Origin of the sequence: Vibrio sp. Vb0598 (assembly GCF_033338935.1) — a bacterium.
In the GTDB taxonomy this organism is placed as follows: domain Bacteria; phylum Pseudomonadota; class Gammaproteobacteria; order Enterobacterales; family Vibrionaceae; genus Vibrio; species Vibrio alginolyticus.
Window position 1 is genome coordinate 127,513 of record NZ_JAWOTP010000009.1, and the last position, 21,577, is coordinate 149,089.

17 protein-coding genes are annotated in these 21,577 nt (G+C 44.7%); 4 read left to right on the plus strand and 13 right to left on the minus strand.

What is annotated here, in order from left to right; translation table 11 throughout:
* Positions 1–15: 15 nt before the first annotated feature.
* Complete coding sequence (gene pfkB, locus R7Q38_RS11665; RefSeq protein ID WP_042520798.1) at positions 16–987, minus strand: 1-phosphofructokinase; 972 nt, start codon at positions 985–987, stop codon at positions 16–18.
* 9 nt (positions 988–996) lie between these two features.
* On the minus strand, positions 997–2,130 hold the full coding sequence (gene fruB / locus R7Q38_RS11670; RefSeq protein ID WP_005386065.1) for a fused PTS fructose transporter subunit IIA/HPr protein: 1,134 nt from the start codon (positions 2,128–2,130) through the stop codon (positions 997–999).
* A 373-nt stretch (positions 2,131–2,503) separates the two neighbouring features.
* On the opposite strand from fruB, the gene cra reads away from it, so the two are divergent.
* Positions 2,504–3,484: a catabolite repressor/activator gene (cra, locus tag R7Q38_RS11675; protein WP_062730994.1), complete on the plus strand. Its 981-nt coding sequence runs from the start codon at positions 2,504–2,506 to the stop codon at positions 3,482–3,484.
* A gap of 17 nt (positions 3,485–3,501) precedes the next feature.
* On the opposite strand, the gene R7Q38_RS11680 is transcribed toward cra, so the two are convergent.
* A complete protein-coding gene (locus R7Q38_RS11680; protein WP_176311547.1) occupies positions 3,502–4,455 on the minus strand; it encodes an endonuclease/exonuclease/phosphatase family protein in 954 nt (317 codons plus the stop codon).
* Between the two features lie 226 nt (positions 4,456–4,681).
* On the opposite strand from R7Q38_RS11680, the gene R7Q38_RS11685 reads away from it, so the two are divergent.
* Positions 4,682–5,215, plus strand: a complete 534-nt coding sequence (locus R7Q38_RS11685; protein WP_005376400.1) for an RNA-binding S4 domain-containing protein — start codon at positions 4,682–4,684, stop codon at positions 5,213–5,215.
* A 106-nt stretch (positions 5,216–5,321) separates the two neighbouring features.
* Here R7Q38_RS11685 and R7Q38_RS11690 read toward each other — a convergent pair whose 3' ends face one another.
* The 7 genes from R7Q38_RS11690 to R7Q38_RS11720 all read right to left on the minus strand — a co-directional run bounded on the left by R7Q38_RS11690 (position 5,322) and on the right by R7Q38_RS11720 (position 11,856).
* Positions 5,322–6,140, minus strand: coding sequence for an EAL domain-containing protein (locus R7Q38_RS11690; RefSeq protein ID WP_154204345.1), 819 nt, complete (start codon positions 6,138–6,140; stop codon positions 5,322–5,324).
* A 92-nt stretch (positions 6,141–6,232) separates the two neighbouring features.
* A complete protein-coding gene (locus R7Q38_RS11695; RefSeq protein ID WP_213871095.1) occupies positions 6,233–7,153 on the minus strand; it encodes an amino acid ABC transporter permease in 921 nt (306 codons plus the stop codon).
* Between the two features lie 81 nt (positions 7,154–7,234).
* The gene (locus R7Q38_RS11700) at positions 7,235–8,053 is read right to left on the minus strand and encodes a transporter substrate-binding domain-containing protein (protein WP_086047417.1); all 819 of its coding nucleotides are present in this window, start codon (positions 8,051–8,053) and stop codon (positions 7,235–7,237) included.
* A 9-nt stretch (positions 8,054–8,062) separates the two neighbouring features.
* Positions 8,063–8,860: an amino acid ABC transporter permease gene (locus tag R7Q38_RS11705; protein ID WP_005376396.1), complete on the minus strand. Its 798-nt coding sequence runs from the start codon at positions 8,858–8,860 to the stop codon at positions 8,063–8,065.
* A complete protein-coding gene (locus R7Q38_RS11710; protein WP_213871096.1) occupies positions 8,860–9,594 on the minus strand; it encodes an amino acid ABC transporter ATP-binding protein in 735 nt (244 codons plus the stop codon). The genes R7Q38_RS11705 and R7Q38_RS11710 overlap by 1 nt, the downstream gene beginning before the upstream one ends.
* Positions 9,595–9,756: 162 nt before the next feature.
* Entirely contained in the window at positions 9,757–10,413 is a 657-nt protein-coding gene (locus tag R7Q38_RS11715; RefSeq protein WP_005376394.1) for a lysoplasmalogenase, read from the minus strand.
* 294 nt (positions 10,414–10,707) lie between these two features.
* On the minus strand, positions 10,708–11,856 hold the full coding sequence (locus R7Q38_RS11720) for an iron-containing alcohol dehydrogenase (RefSeq protein WP_318114235.1): 1,149 nt from the start codon (positions 11,854–11,856) through the stop codon (positions 10,708–10,710).
* Positions 11,857–12,062: 206 nt separating this feature from the next.
* On the opposite strand from R7Q38_RS11720, the gene R7Q38_RS11725 reads away from it, so the two are divergent.
* Positions 12,063–12,944 (plus strand): AraC family transcriptional regulator, encoded by an 882-nt coding sequence (locus R7Q38_RS11725; RefSeq protein WP_318114236.1) that lies wholly within the window; start codon positions 12,063–12,065, stop codon positions 12,942–12,944.
* Positions 12,945–13,221: 277 nt separating this feature from the next.
* Positions 13,222–16,383, plus strand: a complete 3,162-nt coding sequence (locus R7Q38_RS11730; protein ID WP_225466256.1) for a chitinase C-terminal domain-containing protein — start codon at positions 13,222–13,224, stop codon at positions 16,381–16,383.
* A gap of 97 nt (positions 16,384–16,480) precedes the next feature.
* On the opposite strand, the gene glgC is transcribed toward R7Q38_RS11730, so the two are convergent.
* The 3 genes from glgC to R7Q38_RS11745 all read right to left on the minus strand — a co-directional run bounded on the left by glgC (position 16,481) and on the right by R7Q38_RS11745 (position 21,525).
* Complete coding sequence (gene glgC / locus R7Q38_RS11735) at positions 16,481–17,698, minus strand: glucose-1-phosphate adenylyltransferase (protein WP_213886071.1); 1,218 nt, start codon at positions 17,696–17,698, stop codon at positions 16,481–16,483.
* A gap of 537 nt (positions 17,699–18,235) precedes the next feature.
* Positions 18,236–19,984: a formate--tetrahydrofolate ligase gene (locus tag R7Q38_RS11740; protein ID WP_285384846.1), complete on the minus strand. Its 1,749-nt coding sequence runs from the start codon at positions 19,982–19,984 to the stop codon at positions 18,236–18,238.
* Positions 19,985–20,220: 236 nt separating this feature from the next.
* Positions 20,221–21,525 (minus strand): inosine/guanosine kinase, encoded by a 1,305-nt coding sequence (locus R7Q38_RS11745; RefSeq protein WP_005376376.1) that lies wholly within the window; start codon positions 21,523–21,525, stop codon positions 20,221–20,223.
* Positions 21,526–21,577: the final 52 nt, after the last annotated feature.

The following is a 21,577-nucleotide window of genomic DNA, read 5'->3' on the forward strand; positions in this document are numbered from 1 at the left end:
ATAACCTTCTGTTCCTTAGTTTTGTTCTAAGTTTGTAATAGGGTAAAGCGCGCTAACTTCAGTTTGTCGCTTGATATTTTCCAGTTCTTCCTGACTGGTTAGCCCTACGCCAACTTGACTAACTGCCAAAGCAGAAAGTGCTGTAGCGAAGCGCAATAAATCGTTTTTAGGCATCAGTTGCATGTGGCCCCAACACAAGCCAGCGACCAGCGTATCGCCTGCGCCAACGGTGCTCACGACATGCATTCGAGGCGGTTTTGCACTAAGCCATTCGCCTTGGTTGAGCCACATAACACCGTCAGGTCCCATAGAAACCACGATGTTTTCTATGCCTTTGTCGCTCAGTGTTTGCGCTGCAGCTTGGCACTGTTCAGGTGTTGCTAGATGTTCGCCAACAAAATCACCAAGTTCTTCATCGTTAGGTTTAATTAACCATGGGTGAGCATCAATACCTGACTTCAATGCGGCTTTGCTACTGTCGAACAACACCTTTTTGCCTTGTTGATGCAGTGCTTCTATCCATGCAGCGCATTGCTCTGCAGTAACACCGCCCGGTAGGCTGCCTGCCAATACAAAGTAATCGTGTGTTTCAGCAAGGCGGAATAGGGTTTCTTCAAAGCGCGCGATTTCTTCTGCCGTAACTTGAACACCAGGGAAGTTAATGTCACTAACGTTTCCATTAGCCTCAACGAGCTTGACGTTGATACGAGTTGCACCTTGTACTTCTACAAACTCATTCTTAACGCCGATGTCATTGAAAAGCTGATGGAATAGCTCAGGGTTATCTTTACCAAGAAAGCCGGTAACCGTGACATCTGCGCCTAAATCGCTCAACACTTTTGCTACGTTGACACCTTTACCTGCAGCGTGGAGATTGCTTTGCTGTACTAAACTCACGGAACCAACGTTTAGTTCATTTACTGAACCTGTTAAATCCAATGCCGGGTTGAGCGTAATAGTGACAACCTTATTTGTTTTGTTTGTCATATCGGATCCTTAACCTTCACCAAGGCCAGAAGCGATTGCATTTCCGATAGACTCCAAGGCTTGCGGCGCATCAGGGCCTTCCGCTGTAAATTGAAGTTGGTGACCGTGCTTAACGCCCAGCGCGATGACTTTCATTAGGCTCTTCGCGTTTACTGCTTTTCCATCTCCGTCTAGGTTGGAAACACGTATAGTGGATTCAAACTTTTTCGCTTCTGCGACTAACATTGCCCCCGGACGAGCATGTAGGCCGTGAGAGTTTTTGATTTTAAATACAGCGGTATTGCCTTCTTCTGAAGATGCAGCTGTGACTTCTTCACCTTTGAACAAAGCAAGAATCTGTTCTACTGATGCATCTAAAAGCTTGCCGTGTTCATTGTTAAACACAATATTAGAAAGCGTTTTTAGGATAGGTTGGTGAGCATTGTTACATGCCGCGAACGCGACAAGTGCACGCACTTTTTGACCTTCATATTCGCAGTCGTTTGCCGTCGAGACAAATGACACACCTGTGCGAGTGACATGTTTGTCACTGCCAATTAACCACAGGCCATTACCTAAGTGAGTTGGTTGTTTGGTAACGAGATCTGCAACGAATTCGTTATCAGCACATCCCGTATTTTTCAACAGACCACCAGCAACAGCACTCATCTGTAGCATGTCGCTCGCAGGGAACATCAGTTGAATTAAAGAAGCGTCAAAGTCTGCTTCAAGCTGAACATCACCGTGCAGTAGGGCGATGATTTCGTCTTCATTTTTTGCATTACGCAGACGTTCTTCTACGCCATCTGCGCCTAGCACTTTGGTGAGCTGTTTAAGAATGCCAAGGTGCTCATCAGATTTAGCTGCGATACCGATAGCGACGAACACAGTATTGCCATCACCCCAGTCGACACCTTGTGGGAAGTGGTGCACAGCAACACCCGTTGTTTTCACCATTGCACGAGTGTCGGTTGTACCGTGCGGTATGGCAATACCGTTCCCCAAAAACGTAGAGTTTTGGTTTTCACGGTTTAGCATGCCTTCAACGTAACCTTGCTCAACTAGGCCTTTATCAGTAAGGCTATGAGCAATACTCTTTATTGCTTCAAACTTATCTGTCGCTGATTGCGAGAGGGTAATGTCGTTCTTATTTAGCTTAAGCATGGTGCTTCTCCAGCCTTAAGGTATCAATTTAAAAATGTATTCTGTGTGAGAAGTTGAACGCCGCTTCTTCTGAGCGCTTATCACTCCTCAAACCTTTTATATTTCAAGCTAAATCGATTCAGCTTGTTGGTAAATTTTTTAAAAGACTCAGAAAAACTGTTTTAAAAACTGACGTTAACAAACGAGCCTTTGCCGCTGTCCTATAGCCTAGCTCACAAATTGGTTTGTTGCGTGTTCGGGTGATTTACGTCAATTTTTAAGTTTTGCTGAATCCTTTCAGCTTTTATACTGAATCGGTTCAGCTTATAATTCAACTTATCGAAAGATCGTTGATGTATTAATATGATCGCGCGCACAGAATAAGGTTTAGAATATGACACTGGATGAAATAGCCAAATTAGCGGGTGTTTCTAAGACAACTGCAAGCTATGTGATTAACGGAAAAGCGCAGAAATACCGCATCAGCGAGAAGACTCAGAAAAAGGTGATGGCCGTTGTAGAAGAGTACAATTATAAGCCAGATCATGCGGCGTCTTCCTTGCGGGCAGGTAATTCACGCTCATTTGGGCTTATCATCCCAGACTTAGAGAACACCAGTTATGCGCGTCTTGCAAAGCTGATAGAGCAAAACTCTCGGAAAGCGGGGTACCAAATTTTGATTGGCTGCTCTGATGATGATCCTGATACAGAGCAAAAGGTGGCGGAAGCATTAGTCAGTCGTCGTATTGATGCGTTGTTTGTGGCAAGTGGTATGCCCACTGCAAACGAGTATTATCTTAAGTTGCAAAATTCTGGTACGCCAGTTATCGCGCTAGACCGTCCAATGGATGATGAGCACTTTTGTTGTGTCATCAGCGAAGATTTTGATGCCGCACTTGAACTCACTCAGTCAGTACTGTCAGAGGATATAAAGTCCATTGGCTTAATCGGTGCATTGCAAGATCTTCAAGTCTCAAAAGAGCGTGAGCTTGGTTTTCTATCTGCTTCTCAACAAGGTGGTAAAACAGCAACAGTGGGTTATGGACAACACTTCTCCCGGGAAGAAGGCAAGAAAGTCTTAGAGAGATGGTTAACAGAGAACGCATTGCCAGATGCCATTGTTACAACGTCATACACACTGTTAGAAGGTGTGTTGGATGTAATGCTAGAAAAACCAGAACTGATGGGAAAGGTGCGTTTAGCGACATTTGGTGATAATCGACTGCTGGACTTTTTGCCTGTGAAAATCAACTCTTTGCCTCAACAGTTTGAGTTGATCGCGGACAGCGCAATGGAGTTAGCACTCAACGCTTCCGCTAAGCGTTACAAGCCTGGCGTAGAACTTATCCCGCGTAAAATTGTGAAACGTCACTAAGTAACTAAATAGGTTGCTCAAAGCTTTACTTCAGCCGTCAGCGCTACAAATGCGTGGTCGCTGGCGTTTTTATCTCTGTCATAAATCGGGTTGATCAGATGTTGGTTAGACACCTGATAGTCAACAACCTCGGCAACCGATATATCTGATAAGGTGTCAAACTCTTGTGAGAGCAAGATATAGTCGAGTACATTCCCAGTGGAAAAATGATAATGCGTGGCTGGGCGTTCATCCTTCAGGGTGTCACTTTGCAATAACCAACCATCTTTGAGTTGTAATTCAGTGACGCTGTCACTAGTATTGGATACTAATGAGCTGTTAACGCTGATAGGAGTGATAGGTTGATTCATATCGCCCATTAACACTGTCGGCATTGGTTCTTTTCGATAGCTCTTTTGCATCGCGTCTCTTAACATCGCTGCTTCCCAGCCTCTTTGCTGGGTGGATAACCAGCGCCCAATAATCGTGCTAGACGTTTCTGGTTGTTCTGAGTCGGCCGGGCGTTGAGATTTCAGGTGCGTTACGTAAACGGCGATATGACCAAGTACAGGATGTATTACTTGGGCATAGATAGGTTTGCGACTGAACTCTGGAGCAACACTTACTCCAAAAGGCTCAAGCGTTGCTAAGTCAAACTCTACCGCTTGTACTTTTTCTATTGGAAACCGAGAGGCGATTGCCACAACAGGGCTTGAGTAAATGTACTCATCCTCAACATGTGGGGTGTCAACGGTCGCAAAGTAGGGGTAGCCGATGGTTGAAAAAAATTCCTGGGTCTTCTCGATACTGAACACTTCTTGTAAGCCAATCACGTCGCCTTCCAGTTTTTCAACTTGACGTTGCGTCCACGAAAGTTTGTCTCGCCATTGCTCTAACGAGTATATGTTCTCGAAATCATAGTAGGCGTTAGGCGGTGCGACAAAATTAAACAAGTTCGCAGTGACAAAGGTAATTCTACTTGGTTGAGACAAAGTATTCGCTCTTTTCAACAATAACTTAGAGAGTATATACCTTCAGGTTGCGTAATTGCAGCTTCGTTTGAGCTACGCATCGGTATACAAGCTAACGAGCGACAAGTTAAATGGGTTAAGAGGTGCTCAAATGCCAAGGCGAATCGGTGATTGAACATCGCCAGAGGTTTCTATTTTTAAGCATTGCGTTTAAACTTCAGGGCATCAAATAGTAAGAGTAAGTAACATGACCCAAGATTACGACCACGAAGAGTATTTAGAAGGCGAAGAGATTGAGATCGAAGCGATTGGCATCGATGTTGATGCGCATCCAATCGAACTGTACAAGCTTTTTAAAATCGCAAACTTGGTCAGCGGTGGCGGCGAAGCAAAACATATCATCGAGGAAGGCTACGTCGCGGTGAATGGTGAACTAGAAACACGTAAGCGCCGCAAGATGTATGATGGTGACTTTTTTGAGTTTAACCAGGAATATTATGTTGTGGTTTGCGATGCGCCAGTAACCGAACCTGAAACGGCAGAGCAAAAAGCAGAAAAGAAAGCGAAAAAAGAAGCGCAGTCTTCTCGTAAAGATAAGTCTCGTCAAAGTAAGTCACCTAAAGCTTCTGGGCCTAAATCAACAGGCCGTAAAGCGGCACATAAAGAGCGTAAAGCGCAGAAAGAAGCGTTGTCTCAGTCTGCTAAGAAAGGCAAAAAAGAAGACAAACCGCAAGCCACTCGTGATCCGAAGAGCGGACGTAATTCTATTGATTTTTTCTAGGGAAATGAACGCTTAACTAAATAAGTGACATCTGAGTAAAACTAAAAAGCGCCGAGCATATTATATCGGCGCTTTTTTGGTTTCACTGTGCTGTAAGTGGGCAGTGTTAATGCACTGTCGTCTCGATGTTTAGGCTATCTGTCCAGTGATGAATGGCGCAAGGCTTTCCTAAGTAAAAGCCTTGGTAATAATCCAAATTAAGTTGATACATAGCTTGTAGCTGCCCGTCTTCTTCAACCCCTTCTATAATGACTTTTGCTCCCATATGATCCGCTAGATCAACAGCGCTATGTATGGAAAAGGTTTCTCCGGCGCAGTAGTCTAGCAAATAGGAACGATCGATTTTGATGATGTCAGGGCAGAGCTGCTGAACACGTGCGATATCAGAATGTTGGGCGCCAAAATCATCGATAGCAAAGATAAAACCATTCGCTTTCATTAACTGTACGGCTTTGATTAACAAATCCGTATCTCCGCATGACTCTTCGACTACTTCAAAAACTACGTCTGTTGGGCTCATACCAAGTTCGGAAAGGCGTTTGTAAAGCAGGCCGTTATCTTTAAAGCCCATGTCTTTGGTTAGTGTGAGTAGCGTTTGAGGCATGACGTTAAGAAACAGTTTGATCGGCGTCCCCGCGAAATAGCGTGCAAAATTTCGAATGTGCATTGCTCTGGATAAAAACTCTACACATAAGCGAAAGTAGGGATCAAGACCATTATTGGCCAGAAACACGTCAGGACGAATTAGGGAACCATCAATGCCACGAATACGCAGTAAGGCTTCCATACCAATAATACGTTGGCGTCTATCAAAAATTGGCTGATAAACACTGTGAAAAGTGAATTGATTGAGAACTACGTAATATTCACCAAGATTATCTTGTTTTATGTATCGCTCGTAGTCGGATTGATTCTTTAACTCCATGAAAAACGCCGAAAATTTAGCATCTTGCCAATGTAACAGGGTGCAATTCTGATTTGAAGAATCAAATGTGCCTAATTACATATGCGGTTGAGTTAATTTGAAATGGCTTCCGATTTTGCTTCAATATGGCGAAAAATAAGTGACAGACCAAAACAAATTAAGAAGTAAGCAAGGCCGACAATCAGCCAAATTTCAAATATATACCCTGATGAATTTGCCATCTCTGTCCCAACAAACGTCATTTCTTGTATCGAAATCAGTGAAACAATAGAGGTGTCTTTCACCAAAGAGATGGTTTGACCGGCAAGTGCAGGTGTTATTGATTTAAGCACCTGTGGCGCGATAACAAATCGGTATTTCACCCATCGAGACAAGCCCAATGAGTCAGCCGCTTCCCACTGACCTTGGTCGATACTTTGTAAACCACCGCGCACAACTTCTGCAATGTAGGCAGAAGAGAGTAAGCCGACACATAACACGCCAGAGGCAAGGTTTTCCCAAAGGTTCGAAGGCCCAAACAGAAAGTGCTGTAGCGTATTTGGTTCGCCGTTGTAGTTTCGTAGAAGATCTTCCAAACCGAGTAACGGGATCAATTGGTTAGATATGAAAAAGTAGAAAATAAAAACAAACACCAACGGAGGGATGTTTCTCACTAACTGGATAAATGCATTGGCAGGTGTGCGCAACCAAACGGAACGAGAGAAGCGTGCTAAGCCTAACAAAGTGCCAAACGCTAATGCGAAGCTGATGCCCCAAATACTGAGCCTTAACGTCGAAATCAAACCTTGGAAGAAGTAGGGCAAACCACCATCTGCTCTAGGCGTGAAAAGTAATTCAAGCGCCTCTTTCCACTGCCACAAATAATGCACACCAACAGCGGACCGATGGTACAGCCAAACACCACCGATACCGCACATAACAAGTAGTACCCAGTCTAGTGTGTTTAATTGCGGTAAAAGGTAGCCTGTGCTGGATTTCGCGGGTGCTGTGCGAGTGGTAGTGTGTTCGCCCAAAAATTTGACTCCGATAAGTTATGGAAAAGTAAAATGGATGATTGGAGAGTATAGGCTCGCGGCGTCCACGAGCCATTTAGATTACTGGCCTTGCGCGACTTGATCTTGCCAATCTAATGTCGAGAACCAGTATTCATAACGCTGTTTTAACCATCCATCTTGGGTTCTTGCTTCAATCCATTTATTGAAAAAGGCCTTTTTATCTTCTTCCCCCAAGCGAACTGCAAAGGCTTCGTTACCTTGTGATAGTCGCTCAGAAAATGGAAGGAATAGTTTGTCGCTGTGTTTCACTGTCTCATGTTCTGGTTTTGGGCTAGAAGCAATGACCGCGTGGGCGTTACCATTCAGCACCTCTTGGAACGCTTGCGCGTCGTCATCAAATTGCAGGATCTTCGCTTTCGGGAAGGTTTCTCTGGCTACTTGAACGGTGAATGCGCCGCGACGAGCCGCAATTTTTACGCGTCGTGAGTCAAAATCCGAAAATTCGCTAAAACCAGAGGCGAGTTCTTTGTTTGCTGCTACTTGAACGCCTGAGTGCGAGTAGGGCTCAGTAAACAAGACGCTTTTGGAACGCTCAGGCGTAACCGACATGCCACCGATGATCACGTCGAACTTTTTCGCCAGTAGTGCGGGAATAATGCCATCCCACGCAGTCGGTACGAATTCCACTTTCAAACCTGAATCTTGTGCTAAGCGTTTGGCAACATCGATTTCAAAACCGATTAACTCACCTTGCTTGTTACGCATTGCCCAAGGTACAAATGTTGACATACCAACGCGCAAAGTGCCTCGTTCTTTGATTTGATCTACATTGGGTGTGGCAACATCTTCTTTCGCGATTGTAGGCATAGCGATGGCTAGCCCTAATAATGCAGTAATGGTCGCTTTGAATAACTTCATGTTATCTCCTTATAATTTGCGCCAACTGGCTCCGAGTTTGTGTTCTAGCCATGCAGACAAGCCAGAAAGTGACAGAGTGAGAGCAAGATAAATTGCTGCCACGGTAAACCAAATTTCGAACGGCATCGCCGTCTCTGAGACGATGTTGCGTGCCTGTGTTGTTAGATCAAAAATCGCCATCACGCTTACAATGGAAGAGTTTTTGATCAAAGAAACCACTTCATTGGTTAATGGCGGTAATGTGCGCTGTAAAACTTGAGGCAAAATTACGTCTTTGTAGGTGTAAAACGGTGATAGCCCGAGAGTTTGTGCTGCTTCGAATTGCCCTTTAGGAATACTGTTTAAACCTGCACGGAATATTTCCGCGGTGTAGGCACCTTGGAAAAGGGATAATGCCAAAACGGCGGTGCTGAATCGGTCCAAACCAATCACGGGGCCAAACACAAAGTAGAGTAAATAGATTTGCACCAACAACGGCGTGTTACGTATTACTTCGACATAAGTGGTACCAATAACATTGCCGACTTTCGAATCGCTAAGCCTTAGTAACGCGGTAACCAACCCCAACACTAAGGTAAAAAATAGACTAATAGCAGAGATGTTAAGCGTGACCAATAACCCATCAATAAGTTCTGCCGGCCACCATTCTCCATCTTCATAAAAAGCGATGTAATCAGGTACGCGCTCCCATTGCCATTGATAGCCCATAGCGTCGGCACCAGAGTCCAACACCCACACAATCGCGATGAAGAGGAGCGTCATTTGCAGTAAAGCTTGAAGGACAGGTTTGATTACGCGAACTATCATCAGTAACTTAAAATTTTGTTCAAAAATGCTTGGGTTCGTGGATGCTGAGGTGTCTCAAATAAGGCGACTGGAGAGTTCATTTCCACGATTTGGCCTTCATCCATAAATACCACGCGGTTCGCTACTTTTTTGGCAAATCCCATTTCATGCGTGACGCAAATCATCGTCATTCCGCTTTGAGCCAGCTCAACCATGACATCCAACACTTCGTTGATCATTTCCGGATCAAGCGCTGAAGTTGGCTCGTCAAACAGGAGTAAATCCGGTTCCATACACAAGGAGCGGGCAATCGCGACGCGTTGCTGCTGACCGCCAGAAAGCTGGATAGGATACTTACTCGCTTGCTCTTCAATATTGACTCGCTTTAGGTAATGTCTTGCGCGTTTTTCAGCTTCTTGTTTTGATAATTTGTGTGTGCGAATCGGCGCTAAGGTGAGGTTTTCCAGTACAGTCAAATGAGGAAAAAGGTGAAAGTGTTGGAACACCATGCCGATTTTACCGGGCTTGAGAGATTTTGCGTGAGAAGGCTGGTCGAACACATGAAGCTGACCTTCTTGAATCGATTCAAGATGATTGATGCAACGAATGAGCGTTGATTTTCCGGAACCTGAAGGGCCACACACCACGACGATCTCGCCAGAATGCACGGAGAAGTTGATGTCTTTTAGAGCGTGGTAATCGCCATACCACTTATTTACGTCGCTAAACTCAACGACGGGAGTATTCTCTTTCAAAGGGGCACGCTATAACGGAAAAATATCCTTTTACAATAGCAAGTTGTGCGCGTAATTTCATTAAGAATAAGCTAATGTTTAGGCGATGATTTTAAGACTCTATTCAGATCGCTTACAAGATACATCCATGTTTCTTTAATGTTGGTGCAGTCTAGAGTATGACTAACTCAGTTCAACGAGATACGGATAACGAACAACAATCGCAACAACAGACATAACCATTAATGTCTGTGCAGAATAGTAGGTCACCATGACAACTTGTCGTGAAAATATTGACCGTCCTCCAAAGCGTTCGAAAGCCAATACGATGCCAGAGATAATAAAGATAAAGCTTCCGAGCACTGCAAAGGAGGAGGATTGTGTTTTCCCACTCAAATAATACTCGATCGAAGCCCAGCACATAGTCATCAGTACCAATATATAACTAGCAACTGGCCGTTTTTCTTTACCGAGATCCGGTCGGAACAACCAGTAGACGCATATACCGAGTCCGAACAAGGCAATTGGGAGCCAAGGTGTAAAATGCCACGCTGACATGATGGCAAAACCATAACTATAGGAGAGATGGGCAGAGCAAAAGAGCACTAATCCTGTAATGAACTTGTCTCTAGGGAGCATTAATAACACGTCACCAAGCAACGAGAGCGATAAGCCAATCAAAATCCAATGCGCATATGGCATTGGGTAAGCCGGGGACTGAATTAAAATACCAAGCATACAGAGCACTGGTAATGGTTTAGAAACGTAAAAGAGCCATTTAGAGCCTTTACGGATACTGATGATATGTATGAATGCTAATACGACAACAACTAGCCACATAAAGTGTTTTCTCGAACAGACAAAATTATGTAGTACATCACTACAACAAATCAAAACTTAATTAACGAGTTAACTCGTTCTTTGATCTCAATTATTTTTATTTGTGTAAAGCTGGACAGTTGTCTCTTTACTAACCAACACGGCCGATTTTTTGTCTGGAGGGAATCGTTGTTTTTAGAAGCCTCCTCGTTTTGAACGTGATGTGGCTTACAAAATAGCATAAAAAAACGGTATTGTGACTGTTAAGTCACAATACCGTTAAACCCTAGGAAGGGCAGTGAAGAATTGTTGCAGTTATGAGACAGCTAACTCTAAGATTTCTCGGCTACGTTCAAGTGTGATCGCTTGGTTTTCACCTAAAACAGTCATGCCGTGTTTGTTTAGTTGATCAATGATGGCATCGATAGCTTGTTCACGGCTCTCACCATAGTTTTCGAGCTTAGTTGCGACATCAAGTTGATGATAAAACGCTTCGATAGATTCGATTGCGCGCTCTGCTAAATCCTCACCTGCTTCAAGACCAAATACGTTGCGACCCATTTGTTCTAACTTAGGGCGCTTAAACTGCATTTGGTTACGAAGTAACGACGGTTGGACAATTGCAAGAGAACGCGCATGATCAACGCCCCATAGAGCCGTTAATTCATGGCCGATCATATGTGTCGCCCAGTCTTGTGGAACGCCACTACCAATTAACCCATTCAATGCTTGGTTAGCAGACCACATTAAGTTTGCGCGCCACATATCGTCGTCTCGTTCCGCAAACTGTTCTCCGAGTGTTTTTAAAGTTTTCAGCAGTGTTTCTGCGTAACCATCTTGAACCATTGCACCGGTAGGAAGCGTCAAGTATTGCTCACATACGTGCACCCATGCGTCAACAATGCCGTTGATAAGCTGGCGTTCTGGCAGTGTTTTCATTACATCTGGGTCTAACACGGCAAATTTTGGCTGCACTGCTGGAGACATGAACGGAAGTTTGTCTTGAGTTTCTTTTTTAGTGATAACTGCGCCCATGTTTGACTCTGAGCCTGTTGCTGGCAATGTCAAAATTGCAGCTAGAGGCGTCGCTTCAGTGACTTGGTGCTTACCAATCATGATATCCCAACCATCACCATCATACTTTGATGCCGCTGCTACGTATTTGGAGCCATCGATGACTGAACCACCACCTACCGCTAAAATAAAGTCAACGCCATGCTCTTTTACCATTGCGACTGCTTTATCGAGTGTTTCTTTGGTTGGGTTTGGTTCAACACCTGAAAACTCTAGCCATTCATGTGCCTCAAGAGCTTCTGCTACTTGGTCGTACACGCCATTTTTTTTGATGGAGCCACCACCGTATACCACTAAAACTTTTTGGTCGGATGGGATAGCTTCTTTGATTGCAGCGATTTGTTTTTGACCAAAGAAAATCTTGGTTGGGTTTACATAAGAAAAGTTCATTATTAGCCCTCTTGCTTCCAGTGAAGGAGATTGAATACATGCATATTAGTCCTGATTAACGATCGTTAACAGGTCGATTTCTGCAAATAATTTGCCTATTTCTACAAAATTAATGCTCTTGAGCTAGAAAGTTAAAGTCGAGAGGAAGTATAGTGCTCGAAACGATAATAGAGACCAAACTCGTTGGTCATTGATGGAGCGCTCTAATGCACACTCTCGCAGATATCATGCAGCAATATGTTGAAAAGCAGGGGCTGCATGACCTAGAAGGTATGAAGAAAACAGCGATAGATGGCGTATGGTTTTATCGCAGTAGCAAAGGGAATCATCGCCAGCCGTTTGTCTATCAGTCCGGCATCATCGTATTGGGTCAAGGGCATAAGAACATTCATATTGGTGATACACCAGTGCAATATGGGCCCGATGATTACCTTGTTGTCGGGGTTCCCATGCCACTAGAGTGCGAAGCGTTTGCGACAAACAATGAGCCTTTACTTGGCATTTCGATAGATATTTCGCCAACGCTTCTTCATAAACTCGTTAAAAAATTAGAGGGTGAGAAATTCAGTAATAAGTGTCTGGATGCGACCCGTTGCGGCCTTAAGTCGGTACGTATGAATGAAGGTATGTTGGATGCGTGCAAGCGGTTAATGAAAGCAATGTGTAACGAGCTTGATGTCATCATGCTTGGCGAGTTGCTTCTTGAGGAAATTGTGTATCGTACTTTGGTGAGCAAAGAGGGGTATGTTTTATTTGACCTAGCACATCAAGAAGGTTCTTACGCGAGGGTAGCTAAAGCACTAAATCGTGTACATCAAGCGTATCATGAACAGTTGAACGTACAAGCATTGGCTGAAGAAGCCAACATGAGTGTGTCTGCTTTCCATCAAGCATTTCGCAATGTCACGCTTGAATCTCCGTTGCAATATATTAAGAAAGTTCGACTTAACAAAGCGCGCGAATTGATCCAGTTAGAGGGGAGACGTGTTAATGATGCAGCGAGAATGGTCGGGTACACGAGCCCATCACAGTTTAGTCGCGAGTACAAGCGGCATTTTAATGAAACGCCAAGGTCAACAAAGGCTTAGTGATCTTTATTTCAAAATGGCGACTTTTTTTACCTTTTTTATTAATTTGCGAGTGACATATTTATTTGAGTTATAAAATTAGTTACTGGTGCCAAATAATAGGTACGTTGTTGCAATCATTTAGTGGATTGTTGCGAGGCGGTGTGGAAAACTCGTAAATAGATAGTGTGAAATCACCAACTTGTACTTAAGTTATTTTACGTCGAAATAAAAGTATAGATGCGCTTCGTTTAGCGCATTTAGTATTGTTTTAACAATAACTTAAGGAAGAGCGATTATGCACCTTAAAAACGGCAACGCAGTGAAAAACGTGTTCACACTAAGCACACTCACCGCTTCTTGTCTTATGGCCTTCAATAGCTACGCAGCAGTTGACTGTGCCCCTCTAGAAACTTGGCAATCATCAAAAGTTTATAACGGTGGCGACCAAGTTCAGCATGAAGGTAATGCTTATAAAGCGCGTTACTGGACGCAAAACAACAATCCAGCGCAATCTGGTGAGTGGGGCGAGTGGGAAACACTTGGCGCTTGTGATGGCACTGGACCGGTTGAACCACCTCAGAATGAAGTCCCGACGGTTACTCTGACATCGCCTTCTGCGTCGGCTTCTGTGACTGCGGGTGATGTTGTTAACCTAGCTGCAGATGCGGCAGATACTGATGGGACTGTTAGCAAAGTAGAGTTCTTTGTTGATGGTGTATTAGTTGGTCAGGCAACGTCTGCGCCGTATGCTGCATCGTGGACAGCAACTGAAGGACAGCACGAGTTCTCTACCAAGGCCTATGACGATGCAGGTGCCGTTAGTACGGCAAGTGTTGTGACGTTAACTGTGGCATCAGCGCAACCTGGTAACGAAGCGCCGACAGTGGATGTCGCGCTTTCTGCGAGCTCTATTGACCTGGGTGGTTCCGTAACACTGACTGCAAATGCTACGGATGCGGATGGTACCGTTGCTAAAGTTGATTTTTATGTTGCAGGTGTGCTTGCTGGCACTGCTACAACAGCGCCATACACGCTGGATGTAACCCCTTCACAAGCTGGCTCATTAAGTGTTTATGCGAGAGCAACCGATGATGCTGGAGCAACAGCAGATTCTGCAATTGCGACGTTAACAGTAAACGGCGGCGCAGTGACATCTAATTGTCGTCCTGATGGTCTTTATCAAACAACGGGTGTAGATGTTCCTTACTGTTCTATTTATGATGAAGAAGGTCGTGAGAAAATGGGGGCTGATCACCCACGTCGTGTAATCGGCTACTTCACCAGTTGGCGATCAGGTGACGACCCACAAGCGACTTACCTTGTTAAAGACATTCCTTGGGAACAACTTACTCACATTAACTACGCGTTTGTGAGCATTGGTTCTGACGGCAAAGTAAACGTTGGCGACGTTAATGATCCTAACAACCCTGCTACAGGTAAAACTTGGCCAGGCGTTGAGGTAGATCCTGCTCTTGGTTTTAAAGGTCATTTTGGTGCACTAGCAACTTACAAGCAAAAACATGATGTTAAAACGCTAATCTCGATTGGTGGTTGGGCTGAAACGGGCGGTCACTTCGATACGAACGGCGATCGTGTAGCTGATGGTGGCTTCTACACCATGACGACGAATGCGGACGGTTCTATTAATCATGCTGGTATTGAGAAGTTCGCAACTTCTGCCGTTGAAATGATGCGTCAGTACAAGTTCGATGGCCTGGATATTGACTATGAATACCCGACGTCAATGGCTGGTGCTGGTAACCCTTACGACAAAGACTTCATGGAACCACGTCGTCAGTATTTATGGGCGTCTTACCAAGAGCTGATGAAAGTATTGCGTGAGAAACTTGATGCGGCATCCGCGCAAGATGGTATTCATTATATGCTGACTATCGCAGCACCATCTTCAGGTTACTTGCTACGTGGGATGGAAACCTTCGATGTAACTAAGTACCTAGACTACGTAAACATCATGTCTTACGACTTGCATGGGGCTTGGAATGATCACGTTGGTCATAACGCGGCTTTATTCGATACAGGTAAAGACTCTGAGTTAGCGCAGTGGAACGTATACGGCACTGCTGCATACGGTGGTATCGGTTACTTGAACACAGACTGGGCTTACCATTACTTCCGTGGTTCTATGCCAGCAGGTCGTATCAACATTGGTGTTCCTTACTACACCCGTGGTTGGCAAGGTGTTACTGGTGGCGAAAATGGCCTATGGGGCCGAGCGGCACTACCAAACCAAGCAGAGTGCCAACCGGGCACAGGTGAAGGTGAGAAGAACAACTGTGGTCACGGCGCTATTGGTATCGACAACATGTGGCATGATACCGACCCTAAAGGAAACGAAATGGGCGCTGGTTCTAACCCAATGTGGCATGCTAAGAACCTAGAAAACGGTATTTGGGGCTCTTACGCAGCTGCTTACGGTCTTGACCCAGTCAACGATCCTTCAGATAAGTTTGTTGGTACTTATACTCGTCATTACGATAGCGTTGCTGTGGCTCCTTGGTTGTGGAACGCAGAGAAGAGCGTATTCCTATCTACGGAAGATAAAGCTTCTATCGAGGTGAAAGCCGATTACGTTATCGATAAAGAGATCGGCGGTATCATGTTCTGGGAACTAGCAGGTGACTACAACTGTTACGTACTGGATGCAAATGGTAATCGTACGGCAGTAGATGCAACTGAACAAGCTTGTGCGGCGGGTAATGGTGAATACCACATGGGTAACACTATGACCAAAGCTATCTACGACAAGTTTAAGTCTGCGACGCCTTACGGTAACAAAGTAGCGACTGGTCCAATACCAACTGAAGCAGTAGACATTACTGTTAGTGTTGGCGGCTTCAAAGTTGGCGACCAAAACTACCCAATTAACCCAAAAATCACGTTTACAAATAACACTGGTCAAGCGATCCCTGGCGGTACTGAATTCCAATTCGATATCCCAGTATCTGCGCCGGACAACGCGAAAGACCAATCAGGTGGTGGTTTGAAAGTGATTGCTTCTGGACATACTCGAGCAAACAACATTGGTGGCTTAGATGGCGTAATGCACCGTGTGTCGTTCTCTCTACCAGCATGGAAAGACTTGCCGGCGGGCGGCACCTACGAGCTTGATATGGTTTACTACCTACCAATCTCTGGTCCGGCTAACTACTCAGTGATTTCTGGTGGTAAGGAGTTTGCGTTTAAGTTTGAACAGCCAGATCTACCAATTGGTGATCTCAATGCGGGCACGGGTGGTGGTACCACTGAACCAGGTACGTGTGATACGACAGGTTTAGTGACATACCCAGCTCTGCCACAAACGGATTGGGCAGGTAATCCAAGCCACGCTAACCAAGGTGATAAGATCATCCACAACGGTGTGGTTTACCAAGCGAACTGGTGGACAGCGGCTGAACCGGGTACAGATGGTAGCTGGTCAACGGTATGTAACATCTAATTATTATGGATTATTTGTTATAGCCTAATGTTTACGGGCACTTAAACAAAAGCGCACGATGATTATCGTGCGCTTTTTTGTTGTGATAGTTTGTCGTTTAATCGAATTGGTAACTTTCGGGTATGACGACAATACCTTTGTCTGAGATTTTAAATCGCTTCGCATCTTCAAGTTTGTTGATGCCAATTTGAGTATGTGGCGGAATACGAACATGTTTATCAACTATGCAGTTGACCAACTGACTTCCTTCACCAACCTCTACGTCATCAAATATGATGGAATCGACTACCGTTGCACTGTCTTGAATGCGTACGTTAGAGGAAATGATGGAATGCTGTACTGAGCCTCCAGAATTGATGACACCGGTAGCAATGATGGAGTTAATAAAAATACCTTCATTGCCTGTAGCAGAAGAAACGGTACGAGCTGGTGGAAACTGCGGCTCGTAAGTACGAATCGCCCAATTGGACTGATAAAGGTTCATTGGCGGCACAGGTTCTAGTAGATCCATATTCGCTTCATAGAAGGAATCAATGGTACCCACGTCGCGCCAATAGCAATCTTTATCGACGCGCCCTTTACTGCCACAGAATTGATAAGCGTAAACGGATTCGGTATCAATCAGCTTAGGTATGATGTCTTTTCCGAAGTCATGGCTTGATGAATCGAGTTTTGAGTCTTCTTCAAGCGCTTCTTTCAAAACATCCATATCAAAGATATATATTCCCATAGAAACAAGGCTTCTGGTCGCGCTTCCAGGAAGGGTAGGTGGGGTTTCAGGTTTCTCTATAAACGAAGTAACGAGCCCGCTTTCTGTGGTGCCCATTACACCGAATGCTGAAGCATCCTCTACGGGAACATCCATACAGGCAACGGTGAGCTTAGCACCTTTCTCTTTATGCTCTTCAAGCATTGCGGCGTAGTCCATTCGATAGATATGATCGCCGGATAACACAACCACATACTTTGCATCATTTCGCGATAGCAACCACATGTTGTGATAAATCGCATCGGCGGTTCCTTCATACCATGCACCACCTTTGCGCATTTGTGGTGGAACAGCAGTAATGTACTCGCCTAGCTCTGGATTGAATATCGACCAGCCGTCTCGTAAGTGTTTTTGAAGTGAATGAGATTTATATTGGGTTAAAACAAGGATCTTGCGTAAACCCGAATGTAAACAATTGGTTAGTGTGAAATCTATAATTCTATATTTTCCGCCAAAAGGTACGGCTGGCTTGGTTCTGTCATCGGTGAGTGGGCTGAGTCTAGACCCCATCCCTCCTGCTAAAATTACGGCGAGTGCGTCTTCCATAGTATTCCCTTTCCCTTTTCTGACATGCATCAAAACGGTGCTAACCTGAAGGAGGTGGTATGCAACGCAGAGGTTTTGAAAAGCATGTGCTAATGTGCGTATTAGTGAAAAGTCTACTACAAGAATCGAGCCATAGAATATCTCCTTAAAAATCAAGGAGGTTAAAATTTCACTGTAAGACAACTGCACCATATTAGTGAAGCGCTAAATAGCCCGTGCATCAAATTGGCGCAAAATTGTAGAAAGGAGAAGTCAACAAGTATGGATTTACAATGTAAAGTGGCGACAAAACAAGAAGATAAATAGGGTTTTCTAGCTTAATAACTATGGCTAAACAAGGCTTAGGGTTAGCGTCTTAACTCTAAAGGTCTAAAACAGGCGCGTTGATGTAAGGCAGGAGAGCTTTGTATCAACAATTCAAGAGTAGAAGGCCTGAGACAACTCTTTTCACAGTTGTTGAGAGTGAGTGGATAGGTAAGTAGACCACTCACTCAATGAATATGCTCACTTCACTGATAGCGATACGTTATCACTGCACTAAGAGAGACCGACGATATTTCCTTCATCATCAAGATCTAAGTTCATAAATGCGGGTTTATCAGGTAAGCCTGGCATCGTCATCACGGTACCAGATAATGCATAAACGAATCCTGCGCCCGCACACAAGCGCAGCTCGCGGATTGGGACGGTAAAACCAGTTGGTGCCCCTTTGACTGCGGAGTCCGTGGTTATAGATAGTGGTGTCTTCGCGATGCAAACCGCTAAGTTGTTAAAGCCTAATTGCTCAAAATGTTTGAGCTGTTCAGTCGCGATAGGAGTCATTTCTATATTGGTTGCTCCATAGCCCGCTTCACATACTGCCATGAGCTTTTCGAGTAATGATTGCTCTTTGTTGTATAACGGACAAAACTCTACAGGCGTGGTACACGCATCAATAACATGTTGAGCTAGTTCCGTTGCGCCTTGTCCGCCTTGCGAAAAAGCGGTGCTGATGGCTACTTTAACTTCGGGATTAAATTGGTGAATCAGATCTTCAAGAGCTTTAAGCTCTTTCACACAATCTTGTGGAAACTGGTTAATGGCAACGACAGCAGGTAAACCGTATTTATGAACGTTATTTATGTGCCATTTTAAATTTTCAAACCCAGCCTCCAATGCTGCTTGGTCCGGATTAAAAATGGAATCTGGAATAGCCATACCTGGTCGTAAATCGTAGTGTCCGGAATTCGCTTTGAGGCCGCGTAATGTTGCTACGATCACTACACAGTCCGGGGCTTTGTTGGCGGCAGCAGCTTTAATGTTACACGCTTTCTCAAATCCCATATCCGAACCAAAACCGGCTTCAGTTACCGTGTAACCTGACAGTTTTAGCGCAATATCGTCCGCGATAATGGATGAATTTCCATGGGCGATGTTTGCAAATGGACCTGCATGGATCAACGTAGGAACACCTTCTAGAGTTTGCATCAGTGTTGGTGCAATCGCCTCCTTTAGTGTTACTGCCATTGCTCCTGCAACTTGTAGATCTTCCGTAGTGACGGGGTTTCCGTTCAAATCGTACGCTACGACAATTTTCCCGATACGTTGGCGTAAATCTTTTAAATCTTTGGCTAGTGCAATGATAGCCATCAACTCGGAAGCCGCTGAAATATCGAACCCTTCGTCACGCTCGAAACCATTGATGGTTTTTCCTGCATCATTGAGGCCAATTTTGACTTTACGTAGTGCACGATCATTATGGTCCATCACTCGTTTCCAAGTAATACTTGCCGTGTCGATTTTAAGTGCTCTTAACCCGGTGCGTGATTCAAAGGCATCATAACCCTCGCGTTGTTCATGGAACAAGCGAGCGTCAAGAGCGGCTGAAGCAAGGTTGTGCGCCGCTGTCACTGCGTGAATGTCACCAGTAAGGTGTAAGTTTAACTCTTCCATTGGAGCTACTTGAGAATAACCGCCGCCCGCTGCGCCACCTTTAATACCGAAGACGGGTCCCATCGAAGGTTGCCTTATACATGCAATAACAGATTGATTAAGCTTTGCTAAACCTTGCGCCAGGCCTATCGTCGTAACGGTTTTTCCTTCGCCAAGAGGAGTCGGCGTGATCGCAGTGACGAGTACAAGTTTACCGTCATCATTTGCTTTGAGTCGTTCCAAACATTTTGGGTGGACTTTGGCTTTGTGCTTCCCGTGAGTGTCATACTCTTCGGGTGATAGTCCTACTTTTTCCGCGATAACATCAATAGAAGAAAGTGGTGTGTTTCGGCAAATTTCGATATCTGACTGCATGGAGAATCCCCAAAGTGGCACTCAGGTAGCGTTGAAAAACTACCTAAGTTATAACGAGTATTATTGTGAGGCAAAGGTCTGCTTGGTGATGGTACTGTTTCGGTTAGGCTTGTAAAGAGTTTACTGCTTCGTATTGTGCGACATACTAACGAAATCTACTCGTTATAGTGCTAGATAAAAACAAAAAGGCCACCAAATGGTGACCTTGATATATTTTTAGCTTTAAAGCTGTCGTTTTAACGATCCCAATAAGTCTCTTCTAAGCTATCTTCTCGTTCAGGAAGCGCTCGCGATAGGCGAGGAGAGTGCTGCGTCAACACTTCATAGCTTACTCGGTTTGCGTATTTACAGATCTGAGAAAGCGAGGAGTAGGTTAAGCATCGTACTTCGTGCTTTTCTGAGTTAGGCACTTCTTTTTGGTGGAAAGAGTTTGCTGCCATGTCATGCAGTAAGGCTGAAAGGGCTGCATCACCTGCACCGTTAGTGTTCTTAATCTCTAGTGGTCCACCAAGGTAAGGGCCGATGTGAGAGTAGACCTTCATTGGGTTTTGACAGTCTTCTTTACGCATCGCACGACTAAACTCGTACTGGTTAAAGGCTTCGAGGGAGCTTTCAAGGATGTCGTGTGTGGTTTCTCGTTTTACTTTCTCGTCGGTGTAACCAGCCATGTACAGACCATTTGGTCCTGCCGTACACAGTACGAGATCAACCCATTCAAGTGCTTTATCAGCAGCAGCTAGCGGCTCTGTTTCACCTGTTAGCGCCGCACCTTCTTCTTCATTCATAGCGACAACAGAAATGTTTTCGCGAATGTATTCTTGCCACCACTGTGCGTTACCTTCGATAACGTACTTTGTCCCTAACGTAAGTACAACAGGGACATCGTGCTTCTTAGCAAAGTCGATCGCTCTTTGTACCGCTTTAGGCATTGGATCTTCTTCTTTACCACGCATTAGGTAAGAAGAAACAACCAGGGCTGATGCTTTCTCAAAGATCTCTTCAGGAATGCTTTCCGGAAGTAGTTGATTCATATGACCTTCGTTGATAGCAAATGTACGCTCACCGTCTTGAGAAATTAGGGTGTAGCAGCGACCAATAGGGCCATCTACCGTTTGTAAATGGTTAAGGTTCATGCGTGAAGACGTACGGCAAAGGTAGCGATAAGCAAAAGAACCGACTTGAATGTTCTTAGACATCACACCGAGCAAAACGGATTTGCTATCGGCTAAAACTGAGTAGTTGTGAAGAGTATTGCCAATCGTGTCACCTGGGTATTGGTGTGTGATCAGGCCTTGCTCAACCAGTTCTTCGTAAAGTGCATCTGCTTTGCTTTCTTCAAGAACGAGCGAATGTCCTTTACTCAGGTTGTATTTCTCTAAAAACGCGTCATCTACACGTGCTTCGATATCTACAATGGTTTGACCGACACCAACAATAGTTGGGCGATATAGCTTAGGTGCCTGTCGGATTTGGTTTACTAATGGATCTCGAGCGTGAGTTGGGAAGTAGTGTTTAGATTTACGCTGACCAGGAAACTTCATGCTTGTTCTTGAGTGAGAAAAAAAAGAGGCGGGATTGTATCACAAAAAAATG

Bases quoted from the DNA above. Each gene is read 5' to 3' on its own strand.
- pfkB (WP_042520798.1), bottom strand. From the start codon at position 987: ATGACAAACAAAACAAATAAGGTTGTCACTATTACGCTCAACCCGGCA.
- fruB (WP_005386065.1), bottom strand. From the start codon at position 2,130: ATGCTTAAGCTAAATAAGAACGACATTACCCTCTCGCAATCAGCGACA.
- cra (WP_062730994.1), top strand. From the start codon at position 2,504: ATGACACTGGATGAAATAGCCAAATTAGCGGGTGTTTCTAAGACAACT.
- R7Q38_RS11685 (WP_005376400.1), top strand. From the start codon at position 4,682: ATGACCCAAGATTACGACCACGAAGAGTATTTAGAAGGCGAAGAGATT.
- R7Q38_RS11690 (WP_154204345.1), bottom strand. From the start codon at position 6,140: ATGGAGTTAAAGAATCAATCCGACTACGAGCGATACATAAAACAAGAT.
- R7Q38_RS11700 (WP_086047417.1), bottom strand. From the start codon at position 8,053: ATGAAGTTATTCAAAGCGACCATTACTGCATTATTAGGGCTAGCCATC.
- R7Q38_RS11705 (WP_005376396.1), bottom strand. From the start codon at position 8,860: ATGATAGTTCGCGTAATCAAACCTGTCCTTCAAGCTTTACTGCAAATG.
- R7Q38_RS11715 (WP_005376394.1), bottom strand. From the start codon at position 10,413: ATGTGGCTAGTTGTTGTCGTATTAGCATTCATACATATCATCAGTATC.
- R7Q38_RS11720 (WP_318114235.1), bottom strand. From the start codon at position 11,856: ATGAACTTTTCTTATGTAAACCCAACCAAGATTTTCTTTGGTCAAAAA.
- R7Q38_RS11725 (WP_318114236.1), top strand. From the start codon at position 12,063: ATGCACACTCTCGCAGATATCATGCAGCAATATGTTGAAAAGCAGGGG.
- R7Q38_RS11730 (WP_225466256.1), top strand. From the start codon at position 13,222: ATGCACCTTAAAAACGGCAACGCAGTGAAAAACGTGTTCACACTAAGC.
- glgC (WP_213886071.1), bottom strand. From the start codon at position 17,698: ATGGAAGACGCACTCGCCGTAATTTTAGCAGGAGGGATGGGGTCTAGA.
- R7Q38_RS11740 (WP_285384846.1), bottom strand. From the start codon at position 19,984: ATGCAGTCAGATATCGAAATTTGCCGAAACACACCACTTTCTTCTATT.
- R7Q38_RS11745 (WP_005376376.1), bottom strand. From the start codon at position 21,525: ATGAAGTTTCCTGGTCAGCGTAAATCTAAACACTACTTCCCAACTCAC.